At 71.6% G+C, this 19,623-nt stretch carries 18 protein-coding genes and 1 pseudogene; 14 read left to right on the top strand and 5 right to left on the bottom strand.

Annotation, left to right across the window (positions count from 1 at the left end; genetic code table 11):
• Window positions 1–279 precede the first annotated feature (279 nt).
• Entirely contained in the window at window positions 280–1,815 is a 1,536-nt protein-coding gene (locus IE97_RS43190; RefSeq protein ID WP_030245631.1) for an NlpC/P60 family protein, read from the top strand.
• 2 nt (window positions 1,816–1,817) lie between these two features.
• Here the strand turns inward: IE97_RS43190 and IE97_RS43195 are convergent.
• Window positions 1,818–1,952 (bottom strand): annotated as a pseudogene (locus IE97_RS43195) (ATP-binding protein); the annotation flags it as partial.
• A 43-nt stretch (window positions 1,953–1,995) separates the two neighbouring features.
• Between IE97_RS43195 and IE97_RS43200 the strand changes: the two are divergent.
• Window positions 1,996–2,130: a DUF397 domain-containing protein gene (locus IE97_RS43200; protein WP_420706141.1), complete on the top strand. Its 135-nt coding sequence runs from the start codon at window positions 1,996–1,998 to the stop codon at window positions 2,128–2,130.
• Here IE97_RS43200 and IE97_RS0126790 read toward each other — a convergent pair.
• From IE97_RS0126790 to IE97_RS0126800, 3 genes are read right to left on the bottom strand one after another with little or no spacing between them, the layout of a single operon-like run.
• Window positions 2,093–3,046, bottom strand: a complete 954-nt coding sequence (locus tag IE97_RS0126790; protein WP_030245633.1) for an EamA family transporter — start codon at window positions 3,044–3,046, stop codon at window positions 2,093–2,095. The two genes, IE97_RS43200 and IE97_RS0126790, sit on opposite strands and share 38 nt — an antisense overlap.
• A gap of 3 nt (window positions 3,047–3,049) precedes the next feature.
• Entirely contained in the window at window positions 3,050–4,294 is a 1,245-nt protein-coding gene (locus IE97_RS39410; protein ID WP_051705127.1) for an ATP-grasp domain-containing protein, read from the bottom strand.
• Window positions 4,291–5,901, bottom strand: a complete 1,611-nt coding sequence (locus tag IE97_RS0126800; protein ID WP_324608024.1) for an FAD/NAD(P)-binding protein — start codon at window positions 5,899–5,901, stop codon at window positions 4,291–4,293. The genes IE97_RS39410 and IE97_RS0126800 overlap by 4 nt, the downstream gene beginning before the upstream one ends.
• 215 nt (window positions 5,902–6,116) lie before the next feature.
• Between IE97_RS0126800 and IE97_RS0126805 the strand changes: the two genes are divergently transcribed.
• From IE97_RS0126805 to IE97_RS0126820, 4 genes are read left to right on the top strand one after another with little or no spacing between them, the layout of a single operon-like run.
• Window positions 6,117–6,758, top strand: a complete 642-nt coding sequence (locus IE97_RS0126805; RefSeq protein WP_158708344.1) for a 2OG-Fe dioxygenase family protein — start codon at window positions 6,117–6,119, stop codon at window positions 6,756–6,758.
• Window positions 6,755–7,846 (top strand): pyridoxal phosphate-dependent aminotransferase, encoded by a 1,092-nt coding sequence (locus IE97_RS0126810; protein ID WP_030245642.1) that lies wholly within the window; start codon window positions 6,755–6,757, stop codon window positions 7,844–7,846. Before IE97_RS0126805 ends, IE97_RS0126810 begins: the two co-directional genes overlap by 4 nt.
• Before the next feature lie 16 nt (window positions 7,847–7,862).
• Window positions 7,863–8,645, top strand: coding sequence for an AzlC family ABC transporter permease (locus IE97_RS0126815; protein ID WP_199807136.1), 783 nt, complete (start codon window positions 7,863–7,865; stop codon window positions 8,643–8,645).
• Window positions 8,638–8,961, top strand: coding sequence for a branched-chain amino acid transporter permease (locus IE97_RS0126820; RefSeq protein WP_030245649.1), 324 nt, complete (start codon window positions 8,638–8,640; stop codon window positions 8,959–8,961). Before IE97_RS0126815 ends, IE97_RS0126820 begins: the two co-directional genes overlap by 8 nt.
• Before the next feature lie 25 nt (window positions 8,962–8,986).
• Here IE97_RS0126820 and IE97_RS0126825 read toward each other — a convergent pair whose 3' ends face one another.
• Window positions 8,987–10,183 (bottom strand): pyridoxal phosphate-dependent aminotransferase, encoded by a 1,197-nt coding sequence (locus tag IE97_RS0126825; RefSeq protein ID WP_030245653.1) that lies wholly within the window; start codon window positions 10,181–10,183, stop codon window positions 8,987–8,989.
• Between the two features lie 1,041 nt (window positions 10,184–11,224).
• Here IE97_RS0126825 and IE97_RS0126830 point away from each other — a divergent pair.
• The 8 genes from IE97_RS0126830 to IE97_RS0126865 all read left to right on the top strand — a co-directional run bounded on the left by IE97_RS0126830 (window position 11,225) and on the right by IE97_RS0126865 (window position 19,533).
• Entirely contained in the window at window positions 11,225–11,749 is a 525-nt protein-coding gene (locus IE97_RS0126830) for a DUF2617 family protein (protein ID WP_030245655.1), read from the top strand.
• 58 nt (window positions 11,750–11,807) lie between these two features.
• Window positions 11,808–13,460: a polyamine aminopropyltransferase gene (locus IE97_RS0126835; RefSeq protein ID WP_030245658.1), complete on the top strand. Its 1,653-nt coding sequence runs from the start codon at window positions 11,808–11,810 to the stop codon at window positions 13,458–13,460.
• A gap of 106 nt (window positions 13,461–13,566) precedes the next feature.
• Complete coding sequence (locus IE97_RS0126840; protein ID WP_078603400.1) at window positions 13,567–14,460, top strand: SRPBCC domain-containing protein; 894 nt, start codon at window positions 13,567–13,569, stop codon at window positions 14,458–14,460.
• A gap of 527 nt (window positions 14,461–14,987) precedes the next feature.
• Window positions 14,988–15,776 (top strand): aldose epimerase, encoded by a 789-nt coding sequence (locus tag IE97_RS0126845; RefSeq protein ID WP_030245663.1) that lies wholly within the window; start codon window positions 14,988–14,990, stop codon window positions 15,774–15,776.
• Window positions 15,777–15,786: 10 nt separating this feature from the next.
• The gene (gene pyrE / locus IE97_RS0126850) at window positions 15,787–16,335 is read left to right on the top strand and encodes an orotate phosphoribosyltransferase (protein WP_030245666.1); all 549 of its coding nucleotides are present in this window, start codon (window positions 15,787–15,789) and stop codon (window positions 16,333–16,335) included.
• A gap of 137 nt (window positions 16,336–16,472) precedes the next feature.
• Complete coding sequence (gene fbaA / locus IE97_RS0126855; protein WP_030245668.1) at window positions 16,473–17,495, top strand: class II fructose-bisphosphate aldolase; 1,023 nt, start codon at window positions 16,473–16,475, stop codon at window positions 17,493–17,495.
• A 66-nt stretch (window positions 17,496–17,561) separates the two neighbouring features.
• The gene (locus IE97_RS0126860; protein ID WP_030245671.1) at window positions 17,562–19,028 is read left to right on the top strand and encodes an MFS transporter; all 1,467 of its coding nucleotides are present in this window, start codon (window positions 17,562–17,564) and stop codon (window positions 19,026–19,028) included.
• Window positions 19,029–19,119: 91 nt separating this feature from the next.
• The gene (locus tag IE97_RS0126865) at window positions 19,120–19,533 is read left to right on the top strand and encodes a DUF3151 domain-containing protein (RefSeq protein ID WP_030245674.1); all 414 of its coding nucleotides are present in this window, start codon (window positions 19,120–19,122) and stop codon (window positions 19,531–19,533) included.
• Window positions 19,534–19,623: the final 90 nt, after the last annotated feature.

Raw genomic sequence — 19,623 nt, forward strand, 5'->3', positions numbered from 1 at the left:
AGCAGGTACGTGCTGTACGCGCCGTCTTGCTTTTTCGGGGCGCCGGGGCGCGCTGTCGTTTCCCGCCCACGTCCTGGCTAAACATAGATCTTCACGGAAGGTTCACAAGTTTGCTAAGTTGACCACTGCGTGCACGACTTCCAGCGTTAGGCAGGTGGTCTCGTGCGCTTTCGGACGGAAGGAGCGCCCTTTCCATGGCGTCGGAACCAACCTCGCGCCCCGAAGTGACCGACTTCGCGAACAAGGCCAACTCCCTCTCGATGCCTGCTGGGGCCCACCTTGGCGACTGAGAGCGAGGCGGCGAGCCCTGACGAGGTCCGGCGGTATGTCAACAGCCTCTACGACCGGGCCGAGAGCGACACGGGCAGATTCAACCTGACCCGCGCCGCTTCGATCCCGCGCCAGCGCGGCACGGCCGCCCGCGGCCGGTCCCAGGAGGACATGGAGCCCGCGGCCGGAACCATGGCCCGGAAGTGGTTCGACGCCGCCCGTGCCAAGCTGGGCCCGACCTTGCCGGCGACGCTGCCGGGGGACAGGAGGCCGCCGGTCCGTCCCGACCGCGCGCCCGAGTCCGCACGTCCCCTGCGCCCGGCGGAACGTCCTGCGGAACCCGCCGCCCTCGAAGCGCCCAAGGCGCCCACCGGTGTCGCGCGGGAGCTGACCGGCGGAGCGGCTCAGGCACCGGCCACCGCGTTCCTCCCGGAGATCCCCGCCCAGCGGGTCGCGCCGGCTCTGCCAGGGGAGTCCCGGCCGGACGAGAGCGCCCGGCGCGAGGCGGCCCTACCGGTCTTCGGCGGCGACGACGCGGCGGCGTGGCCGCTGTACCAGCCCGCACCAGCGCCTGCCCCGGAGTCCGACCCACTGTCCGACCCGCTGCCCGGCCCGCAGTCCGCCATGGCGCTGCCCACCGTCCCGGACCCCATCACGGGCACTCTCCAGGCGGCTTTTCCGACCAGCGTGATGGAGACGTACGGTGCCGGCCCGGCGACCGGCGCGACCGCGACGTATGCCGCGGCTCCGTCCGCCGCTCCCACCGCCTACTACACCCCCGCTCCACCGGCCGACGTGACCACCGTGCCCCATGAGGCCGGTCTACCGGAGATCCTTGCGCCTGCCCCGGCGGTTCCTGCCCCGGTGGCGCCTGCCCCGGCGGTTCCTGCCCCGGCGGTTCCTGCCCCGGTGGCGCCTGCCCCGGTGGCTCCTGCCCCGGTGGCTCCTGCCCCGGCGGTTCCTGCCCAGGCGGTCCCTGCCTCGGTGGCTCCTGCCCCGGCGGTTCCTGCCCAGGCGGTCCCTGCCCCGGTGGCTCCTGCCCCGGCGGTTCCAGCCCCGGCGGTTCCAGCCCCGGTGGCTCCTGCCCCGGCAGTGCCCACCGAGCCGGCCGCCGCACCCGCCTTTTCCACCGCCTTCGCACCCGTCGCCAACGGCGGTTCCTGGCGGTCGCCGGACGCCGGCCACAGCACCCGGGCCGAGCGCGTGATCGCCTTCGCCCGGGCGCAGGCCGGTCGGCCCTGCGTATGGGGTGCGGTCGGGCCGGGATCGTACGACGCCCCCGGTCTCACCCAGGCCGCGTGGAAGGCCGCCGGTGTCACGCTTCCCCGGACCACCCAGGCCCAGTGGGAAGCGGGAATGCAGGTCTCGCTTGCCGACGCCCAGGTCGGAGACCTGGTCTTCTTCCACGACGACCTCAGCCACGTCGGCATCTGGAGCGGCGACGGCATGATGATCCACGCCCCGGGTCCCGGAGCGCTCATCCGTGAGGAGTCGGTGTTCTTCGCCGGCCAGTCGGCGATCAAGGGCGCGGTCCGCCCGGCCTGACGTCAGGCGTCAAGAGACAGCTCCGCCCACACCGTCCTGCCCAACGGGCGGCGCGGCGCCGACCCCCGGCGCACGGCCAGGGCGTCCCCCAGGAGCAGCCCCCGGCCGGACTCGCCTTCGGGGCACGCCGTCGGCAGCCGCTTCGCGGAGGCGGGTCAGGAGGGCGGCAACTGCGTGGAGGTGGCCGACGGATTCCGGGGAGTCGTCGTCCCGGTCCGTGACAGCAAGGCCCCGCAGGGTCCGGCGCTGTGCTTCGCGGCTGCCTCCTGGACCGCCTTCATAGGGGAGTTGAAGGCCGGTCGCGACCGTTCCTGAGCGCGGGCGGGCCCAACCGGCAAGGAGCCCGCCGCTGCGCCCGTACCGAGCTGTCGCTCGTGAGCGCGGCCCACGTGGCCGCGACGACGAGGCAACCGACGAGTGCGAAGGTCAGACCGTCGAAGCCGCCGTGGAAGGCGGTCTCGGCAAGGTAGGTGAGACCCGGCACGGTGGTCAGCAGGACCATGGCGAGCATGGGATCCGTGCGCTGGATGCCGAACTGCAGGAGGAAAAGCGGCACCGTGACGGCGATCAGTCCGGTGATGAGCATGACGGGAAGCTCCGCGAGCCAGCGCGGTCCCGGTCCTCCGTCGACAGCCAGCAGTGCTCCGCCTGCCAGGTAGGTGAGGTGGAAGCGGTGTGCCGTGGTGCGTACCGGGTCGACGCCACGGCGGCCGAGCTCAGCGGAGATGACGGCGAGAGCGGAGGCGCCGAAGCCGGCGACGACCACCAGGATCAGGCCTAGGAGCAGACCGTCCCCCGATGTCGCACCGTCGCCGAGCGAGACCGCTACGGCCGCGCCCGGCACGATCAGGGCAGCGGAGGCCAACCACCCCTTGGCGGTGGCCCGGCGGCCGTACCCGGCGAGCCCGAGCAGAGCCACCGCGAGCGGCCCGACCGCCGCCTCCACACCACTGGCCAGGGCGGACGGAATCCACGCCAGGGAGACGTAGAAGCCGAGGAACGTGACGGCGGTGACCACGTTCATGGCGAGGAGCAGTCCGGTGGCCGGCTGCTGCTTCTCTCCGCCGTCGATACGACGGCGGGCCAGATGGACGACGTTGAAGATCAGGGCCGCCAGGGCGAACCCGGAGCAGGTCAGGTAGAGGCTGCCGGAGGTGTCGTACCGGCCGGAGAGCCACCCGTAGGCGGCTGCCTGAAGCAGGACGGCACCGATGATGCACAGGACGGGCACGGTTCAGCTCTCGGTGTCGGGGTCCGCCAGCCGGAACATGCCGCCGGAGTCCTCGATGTCGTGGAGGGTGGCAAGACTGTGCTGGAGCAGTGCGGTGTCCTCGTGCACGAAGAAGGCGATACCGCAGGCGCCCGTGGTCAGATAGCGGTCCCGCACGGGTTCGCCGATGATCGGGAGCCTGGCGATGCTGTGGAAGCCGGGCAGTCGGCGCAGGGTGCGCAGTCCGTCCATGGCGAGCAGCAGTCCGTCCCGGTGAGGGCGCAGGAACACCTTGGCGACGGTACGGGCCGGGCCGTGCGGCAACTCGAAACGCTTGGCGAATCCCTCGGGGCGCAGGAAGCTTTCGACGGTGAGGTGCTGGTGGCTGTAGCCGTAGGCGGCTTGGTAGGCATCGGGGGCCAGGCACGGCCCCATGACCCGGGAGTTCACCTCGACCAGGCGGGGGCCCTCGTCGGTGAGCATGACCTCGGTGTGGGCCGCCCCCTCCCTGATGCCCAGGGCGTCGAGGCAGCGCAGAACGTAGTCGACGAGTTCCTGTTCGGCTGCGGTGAAGCCGGAGCGGGAGATGATGTGGCGCAGCATGGGAGCACCGTCCACGTAGTCGATGCGCTCCGCGTAGACCTCGGCGAGCAGATGCCTGCCACCGGTGCTGACCGTGTTGACGATGTACTGGGTGCCTCGCAGGAACTCCTGCACCAGGTAACCGTCGTTGACCTCGCCCATGAGGTTGACCTGACCGGTGTGCGCACGGAACAGCTCCATGGCGCGCTCCCGGCTCTCCACGATCAGGCAGCCCTCGCTGCCGGCACTGTTGACCGGTTTCACGACCAGCGGGAAGGAGGCCCGGCCCTCCAGGGCCGCGGACAGTTCCTGTTCGCTGTGGACAAGCACGGTCCGGGCGTGGGGAAGACCTGCCGCCGCGAGAGCCTGGGCCATGGCGTGCTTGTCCCGTCGGGCCGCCCGCAGCCGGTGTTCGTGGTGTGGCAGGCCGAGTTCCTGGGACAGTTCGTCGGCCAGGGTGACTCCGTACTCGCTGGCGGCTATCACGGTGCGCACACCGTGCGCCGCCAAGTGCCGGACGGTCTCGGGCAGGGATGTGTGCCGGTAGGACGTGCCGTACCGGGCCGCGAGGCTCTCCGCCACGGGCGACAGCCCGTCGGTGTAGATGTGCAGGCATTCCGCACCCTCCTCCCAGAAGGCGTCGGCCAGCTCCGAGCCGCTGGAGACGGGGTTGACGAGTGCGATCACGAGGATGTCCTTCCAGAGCCGGCGGTAACGGGAGGGGAAAGCTGTGCGGCGACGGTCGCGGCGTGCTGGGCCGAGGCGCGGAGGTAGTTGACGATGGGGTAGCGGGAGCCGGCACAGGCGCCGAGCGCCCAGATCCGCTCGGGTGGGCCGCTGGGGGCAAGACGGAGCCGGAGATCGTTGCCGATGTCCGGGGCAGGTCCGTCACCGGAGCCGATCCGCAGTCCGCCATCGGTTACCGAGAGACGGGGCGCCCGGAATCCCGTGGCGGCGACGACATGGCTGAACCGCTCCTCCCCGCCATCGGGCAACCGCACCTGCCAGCCGTCGGCGGTAGGACGTATCTCCTCGGGGGGCCAGGAGGCCACGGTCAGCTGTCCACTGTCCAGAAACGACAGGAGCCGCTGGGCGTTGGACAGCGGGATGGCCGAGATGTAGCGGCTGATGAGCCGCTTGCAACGAAGAAGCAGCGCATCGCGCTGCTCTGGATCCCAGTGGCACAGGTGGGTGTTGAGGCCGTCGATGAGTTCGGCGATCACGTCCTGCCAGGGGATGGTCCGGTCCCGGGCGAGCCGAGTCTCCAGGCGGAGCAGTTCCTCGGCGGGTCCTGTCACATGAGCGCGCGGTGCGGCGCCCGGAGCGGCGCAGCCGTGGACCGCCTTCAGCAGCAGCCGGGCGATCCGGGTGTCCAGTGCGGGGTCCCGCGGGTCCAGGGAGTTCCAGTCGGCCTCGCTCAACCGGGTCACGGGCATACGGCGCAGGCGGGTGCGGACGGCGGGGAGTACGGCCGAGGGCGAGACCAGGGTGATCCGCCGGCCCGGTACCCGGCACAGGATCAGCGCGGTGTCGATCGCCGAGAGTTTGCTGCCGAGGACGAGAACCCGGGCGTCCTCGGGAAGCCGACGCAGCCGTTCGGTGGGGTAGGGGGAATCGATCAGTCTGGGGTGCCCGTCGAACGGCCGGAAGGCGAGCGGCAGGACGAGTTGGTCGGCGCCGAGGCAGAGGGCGATGTCCGTGCCGGTCACGGTGTTTCCGTCGCGGAGAGCTACCCGGTAGCCGTGCCCGTCCGGCGCTGGAGTCACTCCAGTGGCGTGCCCGGCGATACGCCTGACCTCCACACCACGGGCCTGCAGCTGCCGCAGGGCCTGGGACAGGCGCTCCCGGCAGTACTGCCCGACCAGGGAGCGCGGTACGAAGTCGTCCGGGCCGACGGAGTGCCCCCGGGCGGCCAGATAGTCCAGGAAGTCCGACGGGCCCTGCGCCTTGAGCGAGGTGACGTCCACCGAGGTGTTGCAGAGCAGGGCGGGGTCGGTGACACCGAAGGCCGTTCCCAGTCCGGCCGTTCCTGGCGCGACGAGATCGACACAGTCGAGACCCGGCACACGCGCGATATGCATCAAGAGGCTCGAGGAGGTTGCTCCCGCGCCGATGACAACGATCTTTCTGCGCACAGAGATTCTTTTCCCGTACAGCCGCGAAGGGCGATTCCAATCCCGGATCGGCGCCCATTCGGATCGCCGCAGACAATCATTTGAGCAACGCTCGCAATGATGCGTCAACTTGCGAATCGCACTCTCGTGAGCCCGTTCACACCTCCACTGCGCACACACCTGACCACTACGCGCAAAAGATGCAGGAAAGTCCAGAATGTAGCCCTATTTCTCGCCAAAAGTAGGCGCGAATTAATCGTCCACGGATTGAGACTGCATGAGCACATAGTGGATAGGTGCTGCTAACATGCAGGTCAGGAGCGTGAAGGCTGGACGTCCATGCCGCAGCGAGACCTCGTCGATACCGACACCGCACACCGAAGGAAAGTGCCGCTTTGCGTTACCGAGTTTCTTCTGCCGTCTCTCACATATCCGAAGAGTTCCTGGAGAGTTACGCCGAACTCCCCGTCGACGAGCACCTCCGTGCCGATCACAGATTCCGCTTCCGTGCCTTCAGTGAGGCGGATGTGAAGGGGGATCTTCTGCGCTGGGAAGAGGATTCCACTTTCTTCCAGAGTGGCGACATCAATGGTTATGCCGGTGGCGTCCACCGGAAGTTCGCTCCGCTCGGTGGGGCGGCCCGCACATTCGCCGAGCGCTTCGTGGGCTCCCGTGTCACGCGCGAGATCGTCGACGCCGAGGAGTTCCGCATCGGATGCCACCAGATCCGCATCACCGCCGCCGACGAGCGGCCCGGGCTGCCCGCCCCGGAGGGGTTCCACCAGGACGGCTTCGACTACGTGGCCGTCACCTGCGTCGCCACGGAGAACGTGAGCGGTGGCATCTCCCTGGTCCGGGAGAACACCCCGGACGGTGAGCTCCTGGTCGAGCGGATCATGCCCGCCGGGGAGACGCTCTTCCTCGCCGACCGCGAAGTGCAGCACTACGTCAGCCCCATCACCCCGAAGGTCCCGGGCCTCGCCGCCCACCGGGACGTATTCGTGATCACCTTCTCGCTCGGGGAGACCGCACGATGAGCATCGCGACCTACACCATCCAGGACTGGCTGTTCGACCGTGCCCAGGGCCGCTTCGAGATCGACCTGGCCGAGAGCGGAGTCCAGTACCAACTGCTGTCCGACCTGCCGCTGGAGCCCGGCTGGGACTTGGACTACAGCCTGGATCGCGGCACCCCCGAGCTACGTGGCCGTATCGCCGCCCTGTACGCCGAAACCGATGTGCCGCCGGACGCCGATCACCGGGGTGTGATCGTCACCCATGGCGCGCAGGAGGCCCTGTACCTGCTCTACCGCTCCACGCTGGCTGCCGGCGACCATGTGATCACCACGGCTCCGGGCTGGCAGCAGGCCTGGGAAGTGCCGGCCCACATCGGATGCGAGGTGAGTGTCCTCGACTGGCGCCCCGGCTCCCCCTTTGACGCCGATGCCCTGGCCTCGGCCGTGCGGCCGAACACCCGGATGCTCATTCTCAACAGCCCGGGCAACCCGTCCGGCCAAACGCTCACCAGCACCGAGTGGGACGCCATCCTGCGGGTCGCGGGCTCCCACGACCTCCTGGTGGTGAACGACGAGGAGTACCTCCTCGACTTCGGCGCTTCGGTGGTCCGTCGTCACCCGCGCGCGGTCTCCGTATCCGGACTGTCGAAGGTCTACGGCATGCCCGCACTGCGGGTGGGCTGGGCCCGAGGCCCTGAGGACGTCATCGAGCGGATGGTGAACTACAAGCGGTACACCACCGTCTCCAACTCCGTGGTGTGGGAGCGAGCGGCGGCCCGGGTCATCGCCGACCGGGACCGGCACATCGCCCGCTACCGCTCGCTGGTCGCGCCCGGTCTGCAGCAGCTGGAGACGTTCGCCCGGGAGCACGAGTCGCACCTGCAGCTGGTCGTGCCGCACGGGACTCCCTTCGCCTGGGTGCGGTTCACCTCGGTTCCCGTCTCCTCGCAACAGTTCGCCGAGCAGCTCCTCGACCAGCAGCGCACCCTCGTGATGCCGGCCGAGGTCTTCGGCGCGGAGAACGGAATCCGGATCAGTTACGCCCGCCCCGCCGACGTACTCGCGGAAGGGCTGCGCCGCGTCTCGGCACAGCTCGCCGCGGTGGTGTGAGACCCGAGGAGGAAACGTGTCCACGGACACCACAGGCCGGGGCTCCGGCGCCGCCGGTGCCGGTGGACCCATCGGCACCCCGAACACTCCAGGAGCAGGGTCCAGCGGCGGCTTCCGGGAGGACGCCGCCGTGGCCGCACGGCTCACCGTCCCGGTGGCGATGGGCTACCTGCCGCTGGGAGCGGCATTCGGCATCCTCCTCGTCAGCCAGGGACTCTCCTGGTTCTGGGCGCCGACCACCGCCCTGGTGGTGTTCGCCGGATCACTGGAGTTCCTCGCGGTGTCGATGGTGACCTCCGGGCTGGGACTCGCCGCCATCGCGATGACCACGTTCCTGGTCAACTTCCGGCACGTCTTCTACGGGCTCTCCTTCCCCCTGCAGCTCCTGCGGGGCCCGGTGCAGCGCGGTTACGGCATCTTCGCCCTCACCGACGAGACCTACTCGCTACTCGCCGCCAACCCCGACGAAGAGCTCAACGGCCGCCGTATCACCCTGATCCAGCTCTTCAGCCACGGCTACTGGGTCGTGGGCAGCCTCACCGGCGCGCTCGCCTCCACAGCGCTCCCGGACGACATCAAGGGTGTGGAGTTCGCGCTGACCGCGCTGTTCACCGTGCTCGCCTGGGACCACGCCCGCAAGCGCAGCAACCTGCGCCCGGTCCTCTACGGCCTGGCCTCCGCGGTCGTGGCAGCAGTGGTCGGCGGCGAGCAGTTCCTGACCACCGCCGTGGCAGTCTTCCTCCTGCTGCTGGTCGGCGACTACCTGATCACTGTGAGGGCGAAGTCCGCGCATGCCTGACACCAGCTACCTCCTCATGGCCATCCTGGTGATGGCAGCGGTCACCTTCGCCCTGCGCGCCGCACCGTTCGTGCTGCTCCGCAAGTACACCGACTCCCCGCTCCTGGACTACCTCCGGGTCTCCCTGCCCCCGGGGATCATGGTGATCCTGGTCGCCTACAGCCTCCACGAGGTCGACTTCACCCAGGCCCCCTACGGCCTCCCGGCACTGATCGGAACCGCGGTCTGCGCAGGCGTCTACCACTGGCGCCGCAGCCCTCTCGCGGCAATCGTCCTCGGCACCGGCACGAACATGGCGCTGCTGCACCTGTTGTGACCCGACCCGGTCATCCCTCGACGTGTCACTGGAACGCCGCCCCGAGCCGCTTCGCCGCCTCCTCCAGCACCCCCGTCCGCTTGCAGAACGCGAACCGTACGAACGGGGCGCCCTCCTCGTGGTGGTCGTAGAAGACCGCGTTGGGGATGGCGACGACGCCGGCGCGCTCCGGCAGGCTCCGGCAGAAGGTGACGCCGTCGGTCTCGCCGAGGGGGCGGATGTCGGTGGTGATGAAGTACGTACCGGAGGGGCGGAAGACCCGGAAACCGGCCTCCTCCAGGCCGGCCGCCAGCAGGTTCCGCTTGGCCAGCATGTCGGCCCGGAAGTCCGAGAAGTAGGAGTCGGGGAGTGACAGTGCCTCGGCGATCGCGTACTGGAACGGGCCCGCCGACACGTACGTCAGGTACTGCTTCGCCGAGCGCACCGCCGTGACCAGCTCCGGGGACGCCGTCACCCAGCCGACCTTCCAGCCGGTGAAGGAGAACGTCTTCCCGCCGCTGGAGATGGTGACCGTGCGGTCGCGCATGCCCGGGAGCGTCGCCAGCGGGACGTGTTCGGCCTCGTCGAAGACCAGGTGCTCGTACACCTCGTCCGTGACCACGAGCAGGTCGCGCTCCACCGCCAGCTCGGCGATCGCGGTCAGCTCCTCGCGGGTGAGGACCGTGCCGGTCGGGTTGTGCGGGGTGTTGATCAGCAGCAGGCGGGTGCGGTCGGTGACGGCGTCGCGCAGTTCGTCGAGGTCCAGGCGGAAGCGGCCCTCGTCCTCCCGCGCGCGGAGGGTGACCGGAACCCGGCGACCGCCCGCCATCGCGATGCACGCCGCGTACGAGTCGTAGTACGGCTCGAAGGCGATCACCTCGTCGCCCGGCTCCACCAGGGCCAGCAGGGCGGCGGCGATGGCCTCGGTGGCGCCGGCGGTGACCAGGACCTCCGTGTCGGGGTCGTAGGACAGGCCGTAGCGCCGCTGCTGGTGGGCGGTGACGGCGGCGCGCAGCTCGGGGACGCCGGGGCCCGGCGGGTACTGGTTGCCGTGGCCGTCCCGCAGAGCCCGTACGGCGGCCTCCCTGACCTCCTCGGGGCCGTCGGTGTCGGGGAAGCCCTGCCCGAGGTTGATGGCGCCGGTGGTCAGGGCCAGGGCCGACATCTCGGCGAAGATCGTCGTCCCGAACTCGGCGAGCCGGCGGTTGAGGAGGGGGCGCGCACTGGAGGTCATGCCGGTCATCCTGCGCCGAAGCGCCGGCCTTCCTCAACAAGGCGCTCAGGTCTGAGGGACCCTCAGAACTTGCTCAACTCTGCTTTGGGCCGCTCGGGGGGAGGGCATCACCCGGTCACGCAAGTGCGAGGCGCCCACGGGGGGCCGCTTCGGGGGAAACGGAAGGAGGGTGACGCCATGATCGTCGGCATCATCCTGACGGTGATCGCAGTCGTCCTGATCGGGGCACTGGTGTCCAACGCCCGCAGGGGCGGATCCAGCCGCTCCGGGAGGACGACGCGGCGCGGGGCGGCGGCGTCCTCCGGTTCGAGTGGCAGCAGCGGAAGCTGGTGGGCCGGCGGGGGAGACTCCGGCTCGTCCGGCGGCGGACACGACGGGGGACACTCCGGCGGCGGCGGCTCGTCCTGCGGAGGCGGGTCGTCCTGCGGCGGGGGTGGTGGAGGTGGGTGCGGCGGAGGCAGCTGACTGACGTACGTCGGCCGGCCGTCCCTACGGGGAAGCCGTATCCACCGAGCGCGGGGTCCGCACCTGGGGCGGGCCCCGCGTGTCCGTGTCCGCGTCTCCGTGACCGACTTCTCGGCCAGGGGAGTCATCGAACGCCAGTCGGGCGACTCCGCGTCCATTCGGGCACCTTCTCGAACCGGCGGGACGACGCGTGCCGCACGACGCGGGCCTCGGACGTGACTCCGGCAACTGCGCCCGTCAAACGGCCGCTTCGGGAACCGGCCGGAATCCCGGACCTCCCTTCGTCACGGCTGCGCGCATGCGTCACAACGCACCGGCGCACGCCTCCCCGATACCGGCGCACGCCGTCGTTGAACAGTTGAGCTGTGGAGCCCCCTGAGGGATGGAAACCCTACGAACTTGGGTAAAAACGCTGTGACTGCGCCAGAGTTCATGATTCCCTCTCCTTCACCAACGCAGCCCCTCGGACGTCCTGCGGACACCTTCCAAACCGGCCGACTGGGCTGACCCGGGCCGACAGCCCCCGGTGCGACCGGGGCGCGGCGGACCCACCTAGCTCTCTTTGTGTGCTTGCGGAGCCGATCCATGCTCACGACCCTGAACACCTCCTACACCGACACGCGCGCGGCCGACCTCGCCTGGGCCCTGGGGCGCGAACCGCTCCCCGCCCTGGCCACGCTCGACCTCGAACTCGCGGGCATGAAACTGCAGTTGCGGCTCCTCGGCGCGTCCCACCAGGTGCTGCTGGAGGAGGAGCGGGGCATCTGCTCGGAGACGGTGGCGTGCATCCCGGGCAGCAGCACCCCGCTTCCGCTCGGCGTCGCCAAGCGGGTGGGCGACTGGGAGTACGAGTTCGCGGCCCGGGTCGAGGTCCTCACGCCCGGCTCCTTCGCGCACCGCGCCGAGGAGTTGCTGGCCCTCGTCTCCGACCATCCGCACGGCCTGGCCGGCGTCTTCCCCGGCAGCCCGCACGCCTTCACGGCCCTGCTGGCCCAGCACCACGAGGGCCAGGTGCACTGGTGGACCTGGCACGCCTACCCGCAGGACGGGCAGTTGGTGGCGACCCGCACGAGGGTCGGCGTACGCGTGCCGGCGGTGGCCGCCCGGTAAACCAGCACCACACGTGTGGGTGACAAAACGCAGTGGCGACGTGACGTAACGTCGCAGCGTGATCGAGCCGCACGCGCCCGCCCCGCCCGGTTCCCGGCCGCCCCGGAGCGCCCCGGGCGGCCCCGGCGGCCCGATCCGGCTCCCCGTCCGGCCCGGCACCGGACGGCTCCTGGTCCTCGCGGGCGTGTTCGTCTGCGCGGCCTGCGGACTCGTGTACGAACTGGAACTGGTCGCCCTCGCCTCCTACCTGATGGGCGACTCCGTCACCCAGGCGTCCGTCGTGCTGTCCGTCATGGTCTTCGCGATGGGCATCGGCTCCCTCGCCGCGAAACGGCTGCGCGGGCTCGCCGCGGCCGGTTTCGGAGCGGTCGAGGCGACCCTCGCCCTCGTCGGCGGATGCAGCGCCATGGCCCTGTACGCCGTCTTCGCCTGGACCGGCGACTGGGGCGGGATGTGGGCCAGCGGACCGCGCTGCCTCCTCGTCGCCTTCTCCCTCGCCACCGGACTGCTCATCGGCGCCGAGGTCCCGCTGCTGATGGAGCTGATCCAGCGCATCCGCCGGCAGGACGCGGGCGGCGCGGTGGCCGACCTGTCCGCCGCGGACTACGTCGGTGCCCTGGTCGGCGGTCTCGCCTTCCCCTTCCTCCTGCTGCCGTTCCTCGGGCAGCTGACCGGCGCGCTGCTCACCGGCGCCGTCAACGCGGTCGTCGGCGGTGCGCTGGTGTTCGGCCTGTTCCGCCGGGACCTGACCCGGCGCGCCCGCCGGCTGCTGGTGGCCGGCAACGCGCTCGTGCTCGCGGTCCTCGCCTCCGCCGCCGTCCTCGTCGACGACTTCGAGCGGGCCGCCCGCAACGCGGTGTACGGCACGGACGTACGCGTGGCGCTGCGGACCGGCGTGCAGGAGGTGGTCCTCGCCGGCGGCACGGAGGGCCGTCCCCTCGGCCTGTTCCTCGACGGCCGGCTGCGGGTCAGCGGGCGTGACGAGCTGCGCTACCACGAGGCCCTCGTCCACCCGGCCATGACCGGGCCGCACGCGCGCGTCCTGATCCTCGGCGGCGGCGACGGCCTCGCGGCCCGCGAGGTGCTGCGGCACCCCACGGTGCACCGGGTCGACGTCGTCGAACTCGACGAGGAGGTGCTGCGGCTGGCCCGCACCGACCCGGCCCTGTCCGCGCTGAACCAGCACGCGTTGGGCGACCCGCGTGTGCACGTGACCACGCGGGACGCCTTCGGCTGGCTGCGCGGGGTGCCCCCGATGACGTACGACGTGGTCGTCTCGGACCTGCCGGACCCGGGCATCACGGCGAGCACGAAGCTGTACTCGCAGGAGTTCTACGGCCTGGCGCGGCGCGCGCTGGCTCCCGGCGGACGGCTCGTGGTGCACGCCGGGCCGGTCGCGTCCAGCCCCCGGGCGTACTGGACGGTGGAGGCGACCGTCCGCGCCGCGGGCCTGCGCACCGCCCCGTACCGGACGGGCGGCCGCCACGCCGGTTTCGCCGTCGGACCGGACCGCACCGCCGACCGCTCCCGGGCACCCCGGGACTGGGGTTTCGTCCTGGCCGCCCGCACGGCACCGCGCCTCCGGCTCGACCCGGCGGGGCCACGGCCCTACGTCCTCACGGACGCGTTGCTCGCGGCCGGGGAGCAGGAGGTGCGCAGGACGCGGATCGCGGGACTGCCGGCGTCGACACTGGTGCACCCGCGGTACTGACAGGGCACCGTCGGCGCGTCGGAGGGTACGCCTGGTGGGGGCGGATCGGCGGCGAATTCACGGGGCACGGGTGCGATTCGGTTCGTGCTGGGTAGAGTCCGTCCCCATGGAGCACGAGGTGTTCGTTCCGGTCCCGGCCGAGCGGCTCAGGGAGGTGCTGGACGACCCGGAGCGGGTCGCCCGGGCGGTTCCCGGGCTCCAGCAGGACGCCGGGGCCGAGCCGGTCGCCGGGCGGCTGAAGATCCGCGTCGGCAGCCACTCCGTCACGTACCGGGGCGCCGTACGGATCTTCCGGCGGGACAACGGGGCGTACGACGTCGAAGGCGAGGCCGAGGAGTCGCGCGGCAGCGGCTCGGTGACGCTCGCGTTGCGGATCGCCCTGCGGGAGGCCGAGGACGGTGCGACGGTCGTCTTCCAGGGGACGGCCTCCGCGGACGGGCGGATCAAGGACCTCCCGGCGGACCAGGTCGAGGGCGCCGTCACGCGCCTGCTGAGCCGTTTCGCGGAACACCTGGCCGAGGAGGCGCCGGGAACGACCACGTCCCTCGCGACCCAGGACTTCGAACCCCGGGCCACGACGGACTACGAGACGACCCCCGACGCGGACGACGAGGCACCGCCGCCGGCGGGAGCGGGCGGGGACGAGAAGGCCGCGGCGGAGGGGGCCGGAGAAGCCGGGGCCGACGAGAAGGCCGCCGCCGAGCCGGCCGAGGCCTCCGCCTCCGACGCCGACGTCCCCGCGTCCTCCCCCGACTCCTCGAGGGAGAAGGACGAGGCCGAGGGCGAGGACGAGGTCGCCGAGGCGGCACATGCCCGGCGGACGATGATCGGGCGCAGTGCCGAGGAAGTGGACCACGCTCCGCCGCGCGGCCGGTACGCGCCGGTGCCCGCGCCGCAGACCGTGACGGCACCGGCTCCGCTGCGCTGGGCGGCCCCCGCGGCGGCACTCGCGGTGGCCTCCGCCATCGTGGCGGTCCGGGCGCTGCGCAGGCGCCGCTGAGCGACCTCGGTGCCGCCCACCTGTTCCGTCCCGGCGCGGCCCACCCGTTCCGTCCCGTTGCCGCTCATCCGTTCCGTCTCGGCGCGGTCTACCCGATCCGTCCCGGCGCGGCCGACCGGCCGTCCCTGCGCCCTGTCATCCGTTCCGCCCCGGCGCGGCCCACCCGCCGCCCCCGCGCTGCTGTCACCCGTTCCATGCCCGCGCCGCTCACCTGCTCCGTCCCCGCGCGGCCCACCTGCTCCGTCCCCGCGCGGCTCACCCGCCGTCCCCGCGCTGCTGTCACCCGTTCCGTGCCCGCGCCGCTCACCCGCCGTCCCCGCGCGGCCCACCCGTTCCGTCCCCGCGCGGCCCACCCGCCGTCCCCGCGCTGCTGTCACCCGTTCCGTCCCGGTGCCGCTCACCTGCTCCGCCCTGGTGCCGCTCACCCGCTCCGTCCCCGCGCCGTCCACCCGTTCCGTGCCCGCGCCGCTTACCCGCTCCGCCCCCGTCTGCTGAGGCCCTCTTGATCACCCCGCTAGGGTCGTCCCGTGAGTGACGAAGACATCACGCTGACCGCGGGCGACGCGGAGGTGACCGTGCAGCCGGGCAACGGCGGCCGGGTCGGAGGGCTGCGGATCGGCGGCGTGGAGGTGCTCCGGCAGGGGGAGCGGTTCGGCTGCTTCCCGATGGTGCCCTGGTGCGGGCGGACCCGGGACGGCCGGTTCCTGGACGGCGCCGTCGTGCGGCAGCTGCCGCTGAACGCCCCGCCGCACGCCATCCACGGCACCGTCCGCGACCACGCCTGGCGCACCGCCCGCACGAGCACGGACGAGGCCGTCATCACGTACGAGCTCACCGACCCCTGGCCCCACCCGGGCCGTGTCACCCAGGTCATCGCCCTCGCCGAGGACGCCCTGACGCTCACCATGTCCGTCGAGACGTACGAGTCGTCCTTCCCGGCGCAGATCGGCTGGCATCCCTGGTTCAACCGGAACCTCGGTGGCGAGGACGTCACCCTCGACTTCGCCCCCGCCTGGCAGGAGGAACGCGGCGACGACCACCTGCCCACCGGCAACCGCATCGACCCCAAGCCAGGGCCCTGGGACGACTGCTTCGGTATGCCCGGCGGCGTCGACGTGACCCTGACCTGGCCCGGGCAACTGGAGCTGAAGGTGACCAGCCCGGAGCAGTGGGTCGTCGTCTACGACGAGCAGGAGGCGGCGGTGTGCGTGGAGCCGCAGACCGGGCCGCCCAACGGCCTCAACACCATGCCGCGCCTGGTCACGCCCCTGGAGCCGCTGGAGGCCACCACTACCTGGAGCTGGCGCCGCCTCTAAGCTGGGCGCCATGACGGACACACGCGGCGCGCTGCTGCAGCAGATCAAGGACAAGGCCGTGGTGCACGGCAAGGTGACCCTGTCGTCGGGTCTGGAGGCCGACTACTACGTCGACCTCCGGCGCGTCACCCTCGACGGGGAGGCCGCCCCGCTGGTCGGGCAGGTGCTGCTCGACCTGACCGCGGAGCTGGACTTCGACGCCGTCGGCGGGCTCACCATGGGCGCCGACCCGGTCGCCGCCGCGATGCTGCACGCCGCCGCCGCGCGCGGCAAGCGCCTGGACGCCTTCGTCGTACGCAAGGCCGCGAAGGCGCACGGCCTGCAGCGGCGCGTCGAGGGCCCGGACATCGCGGGCCGCCGCGTGCTGGTCGTCGAGGACACCTCCACCACCGGCGGCTCCCCGCTCACCGCCGTCGAGGCCGTGCGCGAGGCCGGGGCCGAGGTCGTCGCCGTCGCGACCATCGTCGACCGGGCGACCGGCGCCGCCGAGAAGATCCAGGAGGGCGCCGGCGTGCCGTACCTCTTCGCCTTCTCGAAGGACGAGCTGGGCCTCGACTGACCAGGGCGTGGACGGTGGCCTGGACCTTCCGGCCAAGTCTGGAAAGATGGGGCCGACGATGACGTCGCACCCAAGGTCTAGGTCAGGGCCGTAGAGACAACGCAGTACGCCAACCCGCAGATACAAGGAGCGGACGCATGCCCATCGCAACTCCCGAGGTCTACAACGAGATGCTGGACCGGGCGAAGGCAGGAAAGTTCGCCTACCCGGCCATCAACGTGACCTCCACCCAGACCCTGCACGCGGCACTGCGCGGTTTCGCCGAGGCGGAGAGCGACGGCATCGTCCAGATCTCCACGGGTGGGGCCGAGTTCCTGGGCGGCCAGTACAACAAGGACATGGTCACCGGCGCGGTCGCCCTGGCCGAGTTCGCGCACATCGTCGCCGAGAAGTACCCGGTGAACATCGCGCTGCACACGGACCACTGCCCGAAGGACAAGCTCGACGGGTACGTACGTCCGCTGCTGGCGCTCTCCCAGAAGCGCGTCGAGGCCGGCCTGAACCCGCTGTTCCAGTCGCACATGTGGGACGGCTCCGCCGAGACCCTGGCCGACAACCTCTCCATCGCGCAGGAGCTGCTGGAGCAGGCCCGCGCCGCGAAGATCATCCTCGAGGTGGAGATCACCCCGACCGGTGGCGAGGAGGACGGCGTCTCCCACGAGATCAACGACTCCCTCTACACGACGGTCGACGACGCGATCCGCACCGCCGAGGCCCTGGGCCTGGGCGAGAAGGGCCGCTACCTGCTCGCCGCGTCCTTCGGCAACGTGCACGGCGTGTACAAGCCGGGCAACGTCGTGCTGCGTCCCGAGCTGCTGAAGGAGCTGAACGAGGGCGTCGCCGCCAAGTTCGGCAAGGCGTCCCCGTTCGACTTCGTCTTCCACGGCGGCTCCGGCTCCACGGAGGAGGAGATCCGCACCGCCCTGGAGAACGGCGTTGTGAAGATGAACATCGACACGGACACGCAGTACGCCTTCACCCGCCCGGTCGCGGACCACATGTTCCGCAACTACGACGGTGTCCTGAAGGTCGACGGCGAGGTCGGCAACAAGAAGACCTACGACCCGCGCACCTGGGGCAAGCTGGCCGAGGCGTCCATGTCCGCGCGCGTCGTCGAGGCCTGCGGCAACCTGCGCTCGACCGGCACGAAGATCAAGTAAGTCCCGGTCCGCTCGCGTCGAGCCCGGCACCTGCTCAGGTGCCGGGCTCTTCCGTATGCTCCCTGCATGCCCGATGTCCGGCTGGCCTCACCGCAGGGCAAGTGGATCCTGCTCACCACGGTCCTGGGCTCCAGCATGGCGTTGCTGGACTCGACGGTCGTCAACGTGGCCCTGCCGCGCATCGGCCGTGACCTCGACGCGAACCTGTCCGCCCTGCAGTGGACGGTCAACGCGTACATGGTCACGCTGGCCGGGCTGATCCTGCTCGGCGGGGCGCTGGGGGACCGGTTCGGGCGGCGGAAGGTGTTCGTCGTCGGCGTCGTGTGGTTCGCGGCGGCGTCGCTGCTGTGCGGGATCGCGCCGAACGCGGGTGTGCTGATCGCCGCGCGGGCCCTGCAGGGGGTGGGCGGGGCGCTGCTCACGCCCGGGTCGCTGGCGCTGATCCAGGCGTCCTTCCACCCCGACGACCGGGGGCGTGCGGTGGGCCTGTGGTCCGGCTTCGGCGGGGTCGGGGCGGCGGTCGGGCCGTTCGTCGGAGGCTGGCTGGTGGACGGGCCGGGCTGGCGCTGGGTGTTCCTGCTGAACGTGCCGCTGGCGCTGGTGTGCGTGCCCGTCGCTCTGCGGCACGTTCCCGAGTCGGGGGGTGAGGGGGCCCGCGGCCGGTTCGACGTGCTCGGGGCCCTGCTGGGGGCGCTGGCACTGGCGCTGGTGACCTACGCGCTGATCGAGGCCGGCGGGGGCGGGGCGCTGGTCGGGATCTCGGCGGTGGCCGGGACGGCCGCGGCCGTCGCGTTCGTCGTCGTCGAGCGGCGCCGGCCCGATCCGATGATGCCGCCGGACATCTTCGCGTCCCGGCAGTTCACGGCCGTCAACCTCGTCACGCTGTGCGTGTACGCGGCGCTCGGCGGGTTCTTCTTCCTCGCCGCGCTCCAGCTCCAGGTGGTCGTCGGCTACTCGGCCCTCGCCGCCGGTACGGCCCTGCTGCCGACGACCGTGCTGATGCTGCTGCTGTCCGCGCGCTCCGGGGAACTGGCCGACCGGATCGGGCCGCGGATCCCGCTGACGGTGGGGCCGCTGCTGTGCGCGGCCGGGATGCTGCTGATGCTTCGGGTCGGGCCGGGGGCGTCCTACCTCGCCGATGTGCTGCCGGCGCTGCTGGTGCTCGGACTGGGCATGGTCACGCTGGTGGCGCCGCTGACGGCGACGGTGCTGGGCTCGGTGAGCGTGGTGCGCGCCGGGCTGGCGAGCGGCATCAACAACGCGGCCGCCCGGGCGGCGGGCCTGATGGCGGTGGCGGCGCTGCCGCTGCTGGTGGGCATGGGGGAGGAGGCGTACCGGGAGCCGGCCGCCTTCGACACGGCGTTCGGCAAGGCGATGGGTTGGTGTGCGGGGGCGCTGGTGGTGGGGGCGCTGCTCGCCGCCGTGGTGGTGCGCAGGCCGCCGCCGGACTGCAAGCGGCCGGAGTGCCTGCGGCACGGTGGTGTGACGGCACCGCCGCTGGAGGGGGAGCCGGTGCGGAAGCGGCTGTCCTAGCCGCTGGGGTGTCGGTGCCGGGGCCGGGGCGTTGTGCGGCCGGGTGGGCACGGCTGCCCGCGGCTGGGTTTCATGACGCAGACTTGACCTCATGTCCATTCACGAGAACCTCCTCGGGGGCCCGCCCCCGACCCACCTCCCCGACGACCCCGGGCCGCGGGAGCTGCTCGCGTCGGGTACCGCGCCCGTCGACGTCGCCGCCGCACACCCCACCTCCTCGCTCGCCTGGGCGCAGCTCGCCGACGAGGCGTACGAGCGCGGCGCGACCGTGGAGTCGTACGCGTACGCCCGTACGGGCTACCACCGCGGCCTGGACGCGCTGCGGCGCAACGGCTGGAAGGGCCACGGCCCGGTGCCGTGGGAGCACGAGCCGAACCGTGGCTTCCTGCGTGCCCTGCACGCCCTCGCCCGCGCCGCGCAGGCGATCGGCGAGCAGGAGGAGTACGAGCGCTGCTCGCAGTTCCTGAAGGACTCCTCGCCGACGGCTGCGCAGGTCCTGGGCTGATCATCGGCCCGTGGGTGTGAGGCTCGCCCGCTCCGAGCGGGCGGGCCTTGCGGTTCCGGGGGACGATTGCGGAAGATGCCCCTGGGGACC

The sequence above is a fragment of the Streptomyces sp. NRRL S-455 genome (assembly GCF_000717875.1).
GTDB lineage: Bacteria > Actinomycetota > Actinomycetes > Streptomycetales > Streptomycetaceae > Streptomyces.